Source organism: Streptomyces sp. NPDC028711 (assembly GCF_055565415.1).
The window spans coordinates 282,952-294,698 of record NZ_JBVHUJ010000012.1; the positions used below are offsets into that span (position 1 = coordinate 282,952).

At 73.4% G+C, this 11,747-nt stretch carries 8 protein-coding genes; all 8 read right to left on the reverse strand.

The window, feature by feature from the left end:
* Nucleotides 1–4: 4 nt before the first annotated feature.
* The 8 genes from ACZ4VK_RS31270 to eccE all read right to left on the reverse strand — a co-directional run bounded on the left by ACZ4VK_RS31270 (nucleotide 5) and on the right by eccE (nucleotide 11,639).
* Entirely contained in the window at nucleotides 5–1,006 is a 1,002-nt protein-coding gene (locus ACZ4VK_RS31270) for an ABC transporter ATP-binding protein (protein WP_468359444.1), read from the reverse strand.
* A complete protein-coding gene (locus ACZ4VK_RS31275; protein ID WP_468359446.1) occupies nucleotides 1,003–1,968 on the reverse strand; it encodes an ABC transporter ATP-binding protein in 966 nt (321 codons plus the stop codon). Before ACZ4VK_RS31275 ends, ACZ4VK_RS31270 begins: the two co-directional genes overlap by 4 nt.
* Complete coding sequence (locus tag ACZ4VK_RS31280) at nucleotides 1,965–2,882, reverse strand: ABC transporter permease (protein WP_468359449.1); 918 nt, start codon at nucleotides 2,880–2,882, stop codon at nucleotides 1,965–1,967. The genes ACZ4VK_RS31275 and ACZ4VK_RS31280 overlap by 4 nt, the downstream gene beginning before the upstream one ends.
* Complete coding sequence (locus ACZ4VK_RS31285; protein ID WP_468359452.1) at nucleotides 2,879–3,940, reverse strand: ABC transporter permease; 1,062 nt, start codon at nucleotides 3,938–3,940, stop codon at nucleotides 2,879–2,881. The genes ACZ4VK_RS31280 and ACZ4VK_RS31285 overlap by 4 nt, the downstream gene beginning before the upstream one ends.
* Before the next feature lie 3 nt (nucleotides 3,941–3,943).
* Nucleotides 3,944–5,779: an ABC transporter substrate-binding protein gene (locus tag ACZ4VK_RS31290; protein ID WP_468359533.1), complete on the reverse strand. Its 1,836-nt coding sequence runs from the start codon at nucleotides 5,777–5,779 to the stop codon at nucleotides 3,944–3,946.
* 188 nt (nucleotides 5,780–5,967) lie between these two features.
* Nucleotides 5,968–9,279 (reverse strand): SCO5717 family growth-regulating ATPase, encoded by a 3,312-nt coding sequence (locus ACZ4VK_RS31295; protein WP_468359455.1) that lies wholly within the window; start codon nucleotides 9,277–9,279, stop codon nucleotides 5,968–5,970.
* Nucleotides 9,280–9,507: 228 nt separating this feature from the next.
* Nucleotides 9,508–10,338 (reverse strand): hypothetical protein, encoded by an 831-nt coding sequence (locus ACZ4VK_RS31300; RefSeq protein WP_468359458.1) that lies wholly within the window; start codon nucleotides 10,336–10,338, stop codon nucleotides 9,508–9,510.
* Complete coding sequence (gene eccE, locus ACZ4VK_RS31305; RefSeq protein WP_468359460.1) at nucleotides 10,338–11,639, reverse strand: type VII secretion protein EccE; 1,302 nt, start codon at nucleotides 11,637–11,639, stop codon at nucleotides 10,338–10,340. The genes ACZ4VK_RS31300 and eccE overlap by 1 nt, the downstream gene beginning before the upstream one ends.
* Nucleotides 11,640–11,747 lie beyond the last annotated feature (108 nt).

The window sequence follows — 11,747 nt, forward strand, 5'->3', positions numbered from 1 at the left end:
CGGCTCAGACCACGGCCTGCCGCGTCACCCAGTGGCAGGCCACCTCCTGTGTCCCGCCGCCGCCCAGGACCGGCAGGCCCTCGCCCCGGCAGCGGTCCGCGACCGCCGCCGCCTCGCCGGAGGCGAGGACCTGACAGCGGGCGTGGAAGCGGCACCCGGAAGGGATGCGGGACGGATCCGGGGGCTCACCGGTCAGCACCACCGGAGCGCCCCCGGACTCCGGCAGCACCGACAACAGCGCGCGGGTGTACGGGTGTTGGGGCCGGGTCAGTACGGACTCGACCGTGCCGGTCTCCACGACCCGCCCCAGGTACATCACCGCCACCCGGTCCGCGATGTTCCACGCGAGCCCCAGATCATGGGTCACCACGAGCGCGGAGAGCCCGAGTTCGTCGCGCAGGCGAAGCAGCAGCGCCAGGATCTCGCCCCGTACGGACGCGTCGAGGGAGGCCACCGGCTCGTCCGCGACGATGAGTTCGGGCTCCAGGACCAGCGCCCCCGCGATGACCACCCGCTGCCGCTGGCCACCGGACAGCTCGTGCGGATAGCGCAGGAAGAATCGCTCCGGGGGTCGCAGCCCGGCCCGCGCGAGCGCCCCGGCGACCGCCTCCCGCTCGTCGCGCTCCGACCGGTGGACCCCGTGGATCCGCAGCCCCTCCGCCACCGCGTCGTACACGGTGTGCCGGGGGTTCAGCGAACCGCTCGGGTCCTGGAGCACCAGCTGCGCCCGCTTCCGGTAGGCCCTGAGGGCCCCGGAGGAGTACCCGAGCGGCTGCCCGTCGAAGGCGACCGTCCCCGACGTGGGCCGCACGAGGCCGAGCAGCGAACGCGCGAGCGTCGTCTTGCCGCACCCCGACTCCCCGACGAGCGCCACGATCTCACCCGCGCCGATGTCCAGGTCCACCCCGTCGACCGCGCGCGCGGTCGGCGCGCCCCGCCGCCCGGGGAAGGCGACGTGCAGCCCGCGCGCCGAGAGCAGCGGCCCCGCGGATGTCTCCGTACTCATGACGTACTCCCCACATGGACGCAGGCGGCCCGGTGACCCGCGCCCGCCTCCCGCAGTTCCTGGTCGCTCGTCCCGCAGGCGTCCACCGCCACCGGGCAGCGCGGATGGAAGGCGCAGCCCCCGGGCAGCTCCGCCGGGTCCGGCGGGTCACCCGGCAGGCCGCGCGGAGCCCGCCGGGACGCGAGGTCCCCGACGCGCGGGAACGCCGAGGACAGCGCGCGCCCGTAGGGGTGGTGGGCGGCCTCGTACACCGCCCGCGCGGGACCCTCCTCGACGACCCGGCCCGCGTACATCACGGCGAGCCGGTCGCAGGTGTCGGCGAGGACCGCGAGGTCGTGGCTGATCATCAGCAGGCTGATGGACTGCTCGGCGACGAGCCGCTCGATCAGCCGCAGGATCTGCGCCTGGATCATCACGTCGAGCGCGGTCGTCGGCTCGTCCGCGACGATCAGCCGGGGATCGCAGGCGAGGGCCATCGCGATCATCACGCGCTGCCGCTGCCCGCCGGAGAGCTCGTGCGGATAGGCGGCCGCCCGCGCGGCGGGCAGACCGACGTGTTCGAGCAGCTCGCCCGCGCGCCTGCGGGCCGCCGCCGGGGTCGCGTGGCCGTGGACGAGCAGCGGTTCGGCGATCTGGTCCCCGATCCGGTGCACCGCGTTGAGCGAGTGCATCGCGCCCTGGAAGACGATCGAGGTGCCCGCCCAGCGCACGGCCCTGAGGCGCCCCCAGGTCATGGCGAGGACGTCGTCGCCGTCGAGCAGGATCCGGCCCTCGATCCGCGCGGAGGCCGGGAGCAGCCGGAGCAGCGCGAGCGCGAGCGTGGACTTGCCGCATCCGGACTCGCCCGCCACGCCCAGCTTGCTGCCCGCCTCCAGGGTCAGGTCGACCCCGCGCACGGCGGGCACGGCGGCCGCGCCGGACCCGTACGTCACTCTGAGGTCCCGTACTTCCAGGAGGCTCATCGCCCCACCCCCAGCTTCGGGTTGAGCACGGACTCCACCGCGCGGCCGCACAGCGTGAAGGCGAGCGCGACCAGGGCGATGGCGATGCCGGGCGGGGCCAGGTACCACCAGTGCCCGGAGGAGACGGCACCCGCCTCGCGCGCGTCCTGGAGCATCCCGCCCCAGGAGACCACCGTCGGATCGCCGAGCCCCAGGAAGGCGAGGGTCGCCTCGGTGAGGATGGCCGTGGAGATGCCGAGCGTGGTCTGCGCGAGGACGAGCGGCATCACGTTGGGCAGCACGTGCTTGCTCATGATGTGCCCGTGTCCGCCGCCGAGCGCGGTCGCCCGCTCGATGTACGGGCGGGACTCGACCGCGATCGTCTGGGCCCGGACCAGGCGGGCGGTGGTCGGCCAGGAGGTCACGCCGATCGCCAGGACCACCGTCCACATCGACCGGGACATGACGGTGGCGAGCACGATCGCGAGGACGAGGGCCGGCATCACCAGGAACCAGTCGGTGATCCGCATGACGACGGTCGAGAACCAGCCGCCGTAGTGTCCGGCGATGATGCCCACGAGGGTGCCGATGGCGACCGAGAGGCCCGCCGCGAGCAGCCCCACGAGCAGCGAGATCCGCGCTCCCCAGATCAGCAGGCCGAGCAGCGAGCGCCCGAACTGGTCGGTGCCGAGCGGGAATTCGAGGCTGGGCGCCTCCAGGGCCGTGCCGGGGGCCTTCGTCACCGACTGCACGTCGGCGCCGACGAGCAGCGGGGCGGCGAGCGCGAGCAGCGCGATCAGGGCGAGGCCCGCGAGGCCGAGGAGCCCGGCCCGGTGCGTGCGGTACGCCTTCCAGAAGCGGGCCATCGTGTTCCGGCGGCGTTCCCAGGTCAGTGACGACGTCGACCGGCCGCCCGTCGGTTGCGTGGAGGTCATCGGCCCACCCGGGGGTCGAGCAGCGGATAGAGCAGGTCGGCGATCAGGTTCATCACGATCATCGCTCCGGCGAAGACCACGAAAAGGCCCTGGACCAGCGGCAGATCGGGCACGCTCAGCGCCTGGTAGAACAGCCCGCCGAGCCCCGGCCAGGAGAACACCGTCTCCACCAGGATCGAACCGGCGGCCACGTGGCCCAGGTTGATGAAGAACATGGTGACGGTCGGCAGGAGCGCGTTCGGCACGGCGTGCCGGCGGCGCACGGCGTCGTCGCGCAGCCCCTTCGCCCGCGCGGTGGTCAGATAGTCGCCGCCCATCTCGTCGAGCAGCGAGGACCGCATCACGAGCAGGGTCTGCGCGTAGCCGACGGCCACGAGCGTGACGACGGGCAGCACCAGATGGTGGGCGACGTCGAGGACGTACGCGAAACCGGTCTCGCCGGTCCCCGACTCCATGCCGCCGGTCGGGAAGAGTCCCGGGATCGGACCCATGCCCACGGAGAACACGATGATCAGCAGCAGCCCGAGCCAGAAGGAGGGCACCGACCACAGGGTCAGCGCGATTCCGGTGTTCAGCCTGTCGCCGAGACCGCCGTGCCGCCAGGCCGAGCGGGTGCCGAGCCAGAGCCCGAGCGCCGAGTAGATCACCACGGCGACCCCGGTGAGCAGCAGGGTCGCCGGGAGCTTCTCCGCGATCAGCTCGCCGACGGGGGCACGGAACTGGAACGAGGTGCCCAGGTCGCCGCTGAGCGCCTTGGCGCAGTAGTCGGTGAACTGCTGCCACAGCGGCAGATCGAGCCCGAACTGACGCCTCAGGGTGGCGAGCTGTTCGGCGGACGTGGGCACGCCGTGCGTCATCGCCTTCACCGGGTCACCGGGGATGATCCGGAAGAGGAAGAAGCTGGTGACCAGGACGGCGAAGAGGGAGACGAGCGCGCCGCCCAGCTTCCCCGCCGCGTGACGGAGATAGCCGAGGGAGGAACCGGTGCGGGACGCGCCGTCCGTGGCGGGGGCCTTCTCGGCCCGCGCCACGTCGGCTGCGGTGCTTGCCGTCGTCACGTCCTACTCGCGGTCGTCGGCGGTGGAGCGGCGGCGCAGACCGAGGACGATGCCGGCGCCGACGACGACCACCACGGCCACGCCGATGCCGACGATCACCCCGGTGGACGAGCCGCCGTCGGAGTCGGCGGCCCCGGCCGCGGGCACGGCCGACCACCAGCTCCAGTAGCCGTCCTGGCCCCACAGGTTTCCTGCGGCCTCGGGCATGGTCGTGATGGACGCGATCTGGTCCGTGCGGTACGCCTCGAGGGCGTTCGGGTAGGCCATGATGTTCATGTACCCCGTGTCGTACAGCCGGGACTGCATCCGCTTCACCAGATCCGCCCGCTTGGCGGCGTCGTACTCCACCGCCTGCCGCGCGTAGAGCCCGTCGAACTCCTTGTCGCAGATGAAGTTGTCGGTGGCTCCGGAGTCCTTCGGCGTCGCGGGGAGCGTGCCGCAGGTGTGGATCGACAGGACGTAGTCCGGGTCGGGGTTGACCGACCAGCCGTCGAAGGCGAGGTCGTAGTCGCCCTTGACCCAGGGGTCGGAGACGCTGTCCAGGCACTCGACCTTCAGTCCGATGCCGAGCTTGCCCCACCACTCCTGGAGGTACTTGCCGACGGCCTTGTCGTTCGGGTCGGTGGCGTGGCAGAGGATCCGGAACTCCAGCGGCCTGCCGTCCTTGCCGAGCCGCTTCCCCGCGGCGTTCTTCCGGTACCCGGCCGCGTCGAGCGTCTTCTCCGCCGCGGCGGGGTCGTACGCCCGCTTCTGTCCGGCCTCCGGCTTCCAGAAGTACGAGCCGAAGCGCGGCGGGATGTACCCCTCGCCCTCGACCGCGTGTCCCTGGAAGACCTTGTCCACGAGGGTGGTGCGGTCGACCGCGAGGAAGAGCGCCTTGCGCACGGCCGGGTCGAGCAGCGCCTTGTGCCCGTTGCCGAAGGTCCTGCCGTCCTGCGCCTTCGCGCCCGGGTTGGTGGCGAGGGCGTAGAACCGGCGGCCCGGCGCGTCGTTGACCCTGATGTTCTTCTGCGTCTTCAGCGCGGCCGCCTGGGCGGGCGTCAGGTTCGGTACGAAGGAGACCTCGCCCTTCTGGAGGGCGGCGACGGCGGCGTCCCCGTCCTTGTAGTACTTGAAGACCAGCTCGTCGAACTTCGGCGCGCCCCGCCAGAACTTCTTGTTCGGCTTGAGCTTGATGTACTGGTCGACCTTGAAGTCCGTGATGACGAAGGGCCCGTTCCCGACGATGGGGAACTGCTTGTCGTTGTTGAACTTCGAGAAGTCGCCGACCTTCTCCCAGACGTGCTTCGGCACGATCGGCACGTCGAGCGCCGTCATCGTCGCCTGGGGCTTCTTCAGGCGGATCACGAGCGTCCGCGGGTCGGGCGCCGTGACCTGCGCGAAGTTGGCCGTGAAGCTGCCGTTGGCGGTGGCGGCGTTCGGGTCGGTCATCATCTTGTTGAAGGTCCAGGCCGCGTCCTCGGCGGTGGCCGGCTTCCCGTCGGACCAGGTCGAGTCCTCGCGGATCGTGTACGTCCACGTCAGCTTGTCCGGCGAGGAGGTCCACGCCGTCGCGAACCCCGGGACCGGGCGGGCGTCCTTCGCGTCGTAGTTGGTGAGGTACTCGTAGGCCAGCCGGTGGATGCTGGTCGAGGTGAGCTTCTGCGCGAGGAACGGGCTCAGCGAGTCGATGCTCTGCGAGACGGCGACGGTGAGCGTGTTCGTGGCCGGGGCCTTGCTGTCGGCGGCGGCGGTGCCGGGGACGGCCACGAGCGAGACGGCCGTGACACCGGCGGCGAGCAGCGGAAGGAGCGCTCTGTGGGCGAGGGGGGCGGGGCGGGGTGGAGCCTTCGTGACCATGACCATGGGACGTGACCTCGCGTCGGGCTGTCGTGGATCTTGGGCTGACGATGGGTGAAGCGAAGGTGTATCAGCGGTGGTCTGCCGTCGTCAACGATCCCTCAAACCCCTTGTGGACTGCGGGAATGCCATGAGGCCCCGCACCGGGGAACCGGTACGGGGCCTCATTGGTCTACTCCTGTGACGCCTTACTGCTGAGGGGCTGGCGGAGCCCCCGGGGGCTGCTCCTGGTGCCAGTCGGGCGGCGGGACCTGGGCCTGTCCCTGGTCGTGGCCCTGACCGAACCCGGAGCCGTGGTCCTGCGGATCCGTCTGCGGGGGCAGCGGCTGACCGGGCTGCGGCTGCTGCCAGCCCTGGGGCATCCCGGGCTGCCCGGCGGGCGCGCCGAACGGCTGTCCGGGCGAGGGCTGTGCTCCGTACGGCTGACCCGGCGCGGGCTGACCGGGCATCGCCTGACCGGGCATCGGCTGACCGGGCATCGGCTGACCCGGCATCGGCTGCGCCGCGTAGGGCTGTCCGGGAGCGGGCTGTGCTCCGTACGGCTGGCCCGGTGCCGGGGGCTGTCCGTAGGGCTGCTGCGGGTACGGCTGCCCGGCGACGGGCTGCCCCGGCATCGGCTGTCCGGCGGCGGGCTGCGCGCCGTACGGCTGACCCGGTACGGGCTGGCTGGGCGCGAACTGCCCCGGCACCGGCTGCCCGGGCATCGGCTGGCCGTACACCGGCTGGCCGGGCATCGGCTGTCCCGGCATGGGCTGGCCGGGCATCTGCTGGCCGCCCGGCATCGGCGGGGCCATGTGCGGAGGCATCGCGCCCTGCCCGTCGCCGGTCCACAGGCCCTGCACCTGCTGGGCCCGTACGAAGTCCTCGGCCACCATCGCCGAGAGGTGGAAGTACGCCTCCCGGGTCTTCGGCCGCATCATGTCGAGGTCCACCTCGGCACCGGCCGACAGGTGCTCGTCGAAGGGCACGACCACGACACCGCGGCAGCGCGTCTGGAAGTGCTGCACGATGTCCTCGACCTTGATCATCTTTCCGGTCTCGCGGACCCCGGAGATGACGGTGATCGAGCGCTGCACCAGGTCCGCGTAGCCGTGCGCGGAAAGCCAGTCGAGCGTCGTCGACGCGCTGGAGGCGCCGTCCACGGAGGGCGTGGAGATGATGATCAGCTGATCGGCGAGGTCGAGCACCCCGCGCATGGCGCTGTACAGCAGGCCCGTGCCCGAGTCCGTGAGGATGATCGGGTACTGCTTGCCCAGGACCTCGATCGCCCGCCGGTAGTCCTCGTCGTTGAAGGTGGTAGAGACGGCCGGGTCCACGTCGTTGGCGAGGATCTCAAGACCGGACGGCGCCTGCGAGGTGAACCGGCGGATGTCCATGTACGAGTGGAGGTACGGGATCGCCTGCACCAGGTCACGGATGGTCGCCCCGGTCTCGCGCCGCACCCGTCGGCCCAGGGTTCCGGCGTCCGGGTTGGCGTCGATCGCCAGGATCTTGTCCTGCCGCTCGGTCGCCAGGGTCGCGCCGAGCGCGGTCGTCGTCGTGGTCTTGCCGACACCGCCCTTGAGCGAGATGACCGCGATCCGGTAGCAGGAGAGGACCGGGGTGCGGATCAGCTCCAGTTTCCGCTGCCGCTCCGCCTCCTCCTTCTTCCCGCCGAGCTTGAAACGGGCGGCGCCGCCGGGCGTACGGCTGGACTTCGGCTTCTGCTTGTTGTTCCGGAGCAGACGGTCGGAGGAGAGCTCGACGGCCGCGTTGTATCCGAGCGGGGCGCCCGGCACCGAACGCTCCCGCTGGTCGTGCGTGACCGGCGAGGGCCAGGCGGCCCCGGTCCGCGGGTCGACGGGCGGCTGCCCGTCGTACGGCGGCTGGGGGGCGGCGGCCTGCGGGGGTACGGCGGCGGGGTGCGGGTAGCCGTATCCGCCGCCCGGGACCTGCGCCTGCGGCGGCACACCGCCGGGAGGCGCGGACTGTCCCCCTGGGCCCTGCGGCCCGGGAGGTGCCCCCAGCGGGTAGCCGTAACCGCCCTGCTGCGGAGGCGTACCGGGCTGCGGGAAGCCGTAGCCGCCCTGCTGCGCGGGGGCGGGCGGCTGAGGAGCCTGCGGGTAGCCGTAGGAGCCGGGGGCCTGGGGCTGTGCCTGGGGCTGGGCCTGCGGCGGCACGGCGCCGGGAGTGGTGGGCGCCGGCCAGGCGGCGGCGGGCGGCAACGGCGCGGCCTGCGGCGCCGGCTGGGCACCGGGGGCCGGCTGCGCGGGCCACTGCTGGGCGGGCCCGGGGGCGGCCGGCTGGAAGGACGGCGGCAGCGGCGGCAGCCCACCTGCCCCCGGCCCGGCGGCGGGAAGGGGCCCGGGACCGCCGGGGAACGGCCCGGGAGCCACACCGGGACCGAAGCCCTGGGGCGCGTCGGCGGGCGCGTAGGGGGCGGGGGCGGCCGGGTGCGCCTCCGGCGGCGCGGGCGCCTCGGTGGGAACGACGCCGGTGACCGTCCCGGCGGGCGCGTCGGTGCCGTCGGTCTCGCCGGTCTCCGGGGTCGATACGGCGACGGGCGTCGCGTCGGGGGCGTCGGGGGTGTCGGAGGGCTCCGCCGGGGTCGCGGCCTCGGCGTCCGGCGCGGTCTCGTCCGACGGCCCGTCGGACGCGTCGGCCCCGGTCGTCGTGCTGTCGGCCGTGTCCTCGGCGGTGGTGTCGTCGACGGCTGCGGTGGGAGCGGAGCTCTGGCCCTCGCCCGGTGCCTGTCCCGTGTCGGAGGCGCCTTCCGCGGCGTCCGGCGTCGCCGGCGCGGGGGAGGCCTCCGCCGCGCGCTCCGCCATCTCGCGCTGGAGCGCGGCGGGGGAGAAGCGCACGGTGGCGCCGCTCTCGAGATCCCCGCCCCCGAGGGAGGCCCCGGGCGCGGACGCCTCCGGAGCGGGCGCGGGCGCGGAAGCACCGGGCGTGGAGGCGGGCGGCACCGGAGCACCAGGCACCCCGGCGCCCGGCACGGACGCGCTCGGCACGGATTCTCCCGGCATGGACGCGCTCGGCACCGATCCGCCCGGCACAGAGGAACCCGGCACCGAAGTACCCGCTCCGGCCACCGGCACCCCGGCGACGGGCGTAGCACCCACGCCGGCCGGAGCCGTACCCCCGGGACCCGTACCCGCCGGAACCGCGCCGACAGGAGCCGTACCCACCGGACCCGCACTCACCGGACCCGTACCCACAGGAGCCACCCCCGCCGGAGGCACCGCGACCTCGCCCGTCCCCGCCGGCGGAGGCGCCGGCGTGTTCCAGCTCGGCTCGAAGCCGCTGCCCGCCGGAAGCCCCGGTACGGGCAGCGGTGCTCCGCTCGGCGGCGGGGGAGTGGCACCGCCCGCCCCCGCACCGCCCGACGCGTTCTGCGTGTACCAGGCGGGCGGGGTGTAGTCGATGGTGAACTCACCCGTCATCTCGGCGGGATCCGCGTCGGACTGATCGTCGGCGGGCGGATTCCAACCCCCGTGGATCTCGTCGCGATCGCCGTTCACTTTGCCTCCTGGTGTGGTCGAGCACCCTTGTGCCGTTGTGGGCGGGGCTCTTCCACCCTAATCGGCGCGGGCAACCCCCGGGCAGGCCCGACAGCCCCTCCCCGCCCGCCCCCGTGACCCGGTCAGGTCACCAAGTGACCTGACCGCGCCGCAGAGTGAGAACCCCGACCGTTCAAAACGATGCAAAAACGGACGTACTTGAACGACTTCATGCCGTTTTGGCGCCGTTCAGTCCATCCGGCGCGCGCCGCCCAACAATCCGGTCTCGGCGTCGGTCGCCTGGGTCATCACGAACTGGCGGTCGCTCGGCGTGCACCAGAGGGTCACCCCGTCCGCGAGCGTGGACAGCGCCTCGTACTCGTGACGCGGCAGGCTCATGATGCGGCCGATCTGCGCGGCCTCGTCGGGCGACACCCGCTGCACACCGACGAGCGAGGACTTCTCCAGGAGCCGGGGCGCGACCGGACTCAGATACGGCAGCAGGGTCACCACGGACTGCCAGGGCGCGGACACCACCCGGCCGCGCGGCGGCCGCATGCCGCAGTCGCGGACCACGACCACCGGGCTGCCGGCGGACGCGCCCTGCGGCGGCACCCGGCCCACGTCGTGCAGCGAGATGCACGGCTGGCCGCCTCCCGCCGCCTGCGCGAGCGCCGTCCAGGCCTGCGCACGGCCGGTCTCGACGGCCACCCGGGCACCCGTCGCGGCGGCCCGCAGCGCGAGCACCTGCGCGGTCCACAGGCCACCGATGAGGGTGACGTCGTACGGGACGGGCCGGTTGATGCCGAGCACGGCGGGACGGCTCTCGGCGTCGACGCCGATCACCATGCCGTCGTCGCCGACCGGCAGGGCCAGCGCGTCGAGTTGGTCGAGGGCGACGGAGTGCTTGTCGCGGCGCGGCCCGACGAGCCCGAAACCGAACCGGGGCCGCGAGCCCCGGCCGGTACCCCTGGAGTCCGTACCCCTCGGGGCCGCGCCCCGGGAACCCCGGGAGGCGGACCTGTGGGAGCCGCCCGGGCCGCCGGAGCGGCCCTGTGCGCCGAAGGAAGCGGTCGACATCAGCGCGCACCTCCCAGCGGAAGCGTCGCGAGGATGCCGGGCACCTGTTCGCGGTCCAGTCGCACCAGTCCCGTCCTCACCCCGCGTGCCGCCCGTTCCAGTTCGTGGCGCGCGGCCACCAGTTCCTCGTCGCTGCGCCCGGTGATCCGCACGTGTCCGGCCACCGTCACCTCCTGCCGGTCCCCGCCGCTCAGCGTCAGGCTGAACGTCGTCGCGAGCGCGGGCAACGAGGTCAGCAGGGCCACCAGCTGGGGCATCGAGGCCCCCGCGCCGCCCTGGCCGCCCAGCTGGGGCCAGCGCCCCACCCAGTACGTCGTGTGCCGCCGGTCGTCCACCCGCCAGGTCCGCGCGGTCTCCTGAGTCCGCCGCGCCTGCGCCTGCCCCCGGCCCGCCTGGTTGATCGCCATCGGGCTCGCGCAGGTCGAGGTGGCGAGCGCGGACGTGAGCTCCTGCTCCGTCAGCACGCTCGCCCGGAACCCGGCGCCCGCGAGGCGGCTCGCCAGCTGGTCCGCCGCCCGCACCACGCACTTCTGTGCCCCCGTCACACCGCCGCCGCGGGCGGCGACCGCCTCCGGGCACAGTTCGGGGTCGAGCTTGAGGGCGATCCAGGTGATCCGTACGGCGGGCGAACCCGTCTGCGCCTGGAGCGGCCCGTAGTTGCGCGCGGCCATCGACTGCGCGGGCAGGTGCGGCGCCGGAGCGGGCTGGGTGTGCTGCACGATCTGCGCCGACTCGAGGCGGATGCCGTCCACGCTCAGCACGTCCCGGACGAGCCCGACGGGCAGCGGCCGCGCCGCCCGGTCGGCACGCAGGGCGGTGCCGTCCGACTCCACCCGCAGCACGGCGGTCAGGAAGGTGCCGTCGCCGACCATGCCCACCGGGCGCCGGTCGCGGTCGCTGTACGCGTAGGTCCGCAGCGCCGGGTCGCACTCCACGACCGGCGCGAACCCCGGCTCGGTGCCCTCGGGCACCGTGAACGAGGCCGCCCGGCGGCTGCGGGCCCGCAGCGCGAGGAACGTGCCGAGCCACTCGGGCAGCGAGCGCCGGTGACGGCGTACGACGGCCAGCAGGACGAGCACGACGGCGACCACGCCCGCGGGCACGAGGAGCACCGGTTCGACGACCCAGGCGACGACGAGCAGGGCCGCCGCCACCTCGATCAGCACGAGCTGTTGCAATTGGAACGAACCGAAGTGTCCCGGACGCGCCTGGAGTCTCGGCGAGACCGAGGACACGGGTCCCGAGGACGGGGGTTCGGAGGTGCTGGCCGCGGCGGGCCGCGTCCGCGTCGCGGAAGCCATGATGGAGAATCCCCCTCAATTCGTCCCGATCACCCTGGCCCGCCAGGGCTTTGGCGGCCGGATCACCCTACCCGCCCCACGAACACCACGGGACAGCAGGCATAGTAG

Coding starts and splice junctions, on each gene's coding strand:
- ACZ4VK_RS31270 (WP_468359444.1), bottom strand. CDS start 1,006: ATGAGTACGGAGACATCCGCGGGGCCGCTGCTCTCGGCGCGCGGGCTG.
- ACZ4VK_RS31275 (WP_468359446.1), bottom strand. CDS start 1,968: ATGAGCCTCCTGGAAGTACGGGACCTCAGAGTGACGTACGGGTCCGGC.
- ACZ4VK_RS31280 (WP_468359449.1), bottom strand. CDS start 2,882: ATGACCTCCACGCAACCGACGGGCGGCCGGTCGACGTCGTCACTGACC.
- ACZ4VK_RS31290 (WP_468359533.1), bottom strand. CDS start 5,779: ATGGTCACGAAGGCTCCACCCCGCCCCGCCCCCCTCGCCCACAGAGCG.
- ACZ4VK_RS31300 (WP_468359458.1), bottom strand. CDS start 10,338: ATGTCGACCGCTTCCTTCGGCGCACAGGGCCGCTCCGGCGGCCCGGGC.
- eccE (WP_468359460.1), bottom strand. CDS start 11,639: ATGGCTTCCGCGACGCGGACGCGGCCCGCCGCGGCCAGCACCTCCGAA.